Source organism: Actinomadura sp. KC345 (assembly GCF_004348515.1).
Lineage (GTDB): Bacteria > Actinomycetota > Actinomycetes > Streptosporangiales > Streptosporangiaceae > Spirillospora.
This window is the reverse complement of record NZ_SMKH01000553.1, coordinates 1-1,766: the sequence shown is the minus strand read 5'-3', so window position 1 is coordinate 1,766 and position 1,766 is coordinate 1. Positions and strand designations below refer to the sequence as shown.

The window sequence follows — 1,766 nt, the reverse complement described above, 5'->3', positions numbered from 1 at the left end:
CCCTCCCGCCGGGGCCGCGCCGACCCCCGGAAGGCGCGAGTACAGCAGCCCCAGGTGTCCGTCGATGCCGGTGATCGTCGCGACCGTGGAGCGGGGGTTGCGGTTCAGGCGGCGCTGGTCGACGGCGAGCGTCGCGCCGAGTCCCAGAATGCGGTCGACCTTCGGCCGGTTGCGCTGGGTGATGTACTGCCGCACGAACGGCGAGAGCCCCTCCAGATACCGCAGTTGGGCCTCGCTGTGCAGCGTGTCGACGGCCAGCGAGGTCTTGCCGCTGCCGCTCACTCCGGTGAAGGCGACGAGCCGCCCCTTGGGGATGCTCACCGACACGTCCCGCAGATTGTTGGTACGAGCCCCCACCACCTCGATGGTCTCCCACCCCGGACTCGCGATGTCTCGCACGAACGCAACCAACCTTCATCTCCCCCTCTCGCAACGCAGCAGGACATAGGCGGTCGGCATAGCCCGCGCCCATGCTGGGCTCACCGATCACGCCTCAATGCGGCGTTTCACCAGATATGTGGGCCGACACGCGGCCGTCCCGATACAGCCCTGCCGCGGGTCAGGACCGGGGCGTCCCGGTGAGCTTGGCGGCATCGGGTGCGTAGGCGCTCATCCAGTGCGGATTCAGCCGGTAGTAGACGACCTCGTCGTCCCAGTCGAAGGAGTCGGCGCCGTAGAAGTCCTTGAGGTAGGCGAGGACATCCGGCCAGTCCGCGGCCGGTTCGCCGTTCTGGGGATTGAGGATCTCCACCGTGCCGTGGGTGAACACGCCCAGGTCCTCACCGCGCATGTGCGCGGCGCTGACGGCCGGGCGGGCGGCCAGGTGACGGGCCTTGACGGCTGTGCGCGCCGTGCCGAAGTACCACTTGCCTTGCAGGAAGTGCCCGTCCACGCCGCTGATCCGCGGTTCGCCCTTCGCCGTCACGGTGGACAGGGCCAGGGTGCACATGCCGGTGAGGACCCCGGTGAGCTGCTCCGCGTTCAGCGTGGTCTCGGTACTGATGATCGAACGGAGGTGCGAGGAGGAGCGGGACAGGGAGGCGTCCAGCAGGTCCTGCAGCTCTTCCAGGTCTTCTCGCGTCTCGCGCATGGAACTCCCCTTGTCCATCCGTTGGGCTCGGTCCACGCCCACCACGGCGCCGACCCGTGAACCCATGATCGCGTTCAAACCTGACAGCGTGCGTCATGTTTCCATCCGCTTTGCGGACCGGCGCGGGGCGGTCTCAGGACGTCGTTTCCGACGATCCCTTCCGGCTGCTCCTCAGAGGGAATCCAGGAAGCTCAGCGCGATCGTCCAGGCGCGTTCGGCGGCCTCGGCGTCGTAGTCGGGCAGGTCCGGGTCGGTGAACAGGTGCCCGGCACCCCGGTACCGGAAGATCTCGACGTCCGCGCCCGCCCTGCGCATGCGCAGGTACCAGGCGTTGAGCCAGTCGACCGGCTCGTAGGTGTCGGGGTCGGCGACGTGCAGTTGCACCGGGATGTCGGTGGACGCGTCGTCCGTCATGTCGGACGTGCCGTGCATCAGCAGCAGGCCACCGGCCTTGGCGTCCGCGAACGCGAGGGTCTGGGCGAGGGCGCCGCCGAGCGAGAACCCCGCGTAGACGAGCCCGCCCTCGTCCACCAGCGGAGCGGCCGCCGCCACCGCGCGCCGCAGCAGCTCGTCCCGGCCGATCTCCTCCTTGATCTCGAAGCCCTCCTCGGAGGAGTCCACGACCCGCCCGTCGTAGAGGTCGGGGATGTGCACCTCGTGCCCCGCCCCACGGAGC

The 1,766-nt window shown here is 69.1% G+C and carries 2 protein-coding genes and 1 pseudogene; all 3 read right to left on the bottom strand.

Annotated features, from left to right (window positions below; translation table 11 throughout):
• A pseudogene (locus tag E1281_RS39495) lies at positions 1-399 on the bottom strand (excinuclease ABC subunit UvrA); the annotation flags it as partial.
• A gap of 160 nt (positions 400-559) precedes the next feature.
• The gene (locus E1281_RS39490; RefSeq protein ID WP_131884786.1) at positions 560-1,090 is read right to left on the bottom strand and encodes a pyridoxamine 5'-phosphate oxidase family protein; all 531 of its coding nucleotides are present in this window, start codon (positions 1,088-1,090) and stop codon (positions 560-562) included.
• Between the two features lie 171 nt (positions 1,091-1,261).
• Positions 1,262-1,766: dienelactone hydrolase family protein (locus E1281_RS39485; protein ID WP_131884785.1), on the bottom strand; the 505-nt coding region annotated here is incomplete at its 5' end.

What these genes read in the sequence shown, in the direction of transcription:
- E1281_RS39490 (WP_131884786.1), bottom strand. Translation starts at nt 1,090, where the DNA reads ATGCGCGAGACGCGAGAAGACCTGGAAGAGCTGCAGGACCTGCTGGAC.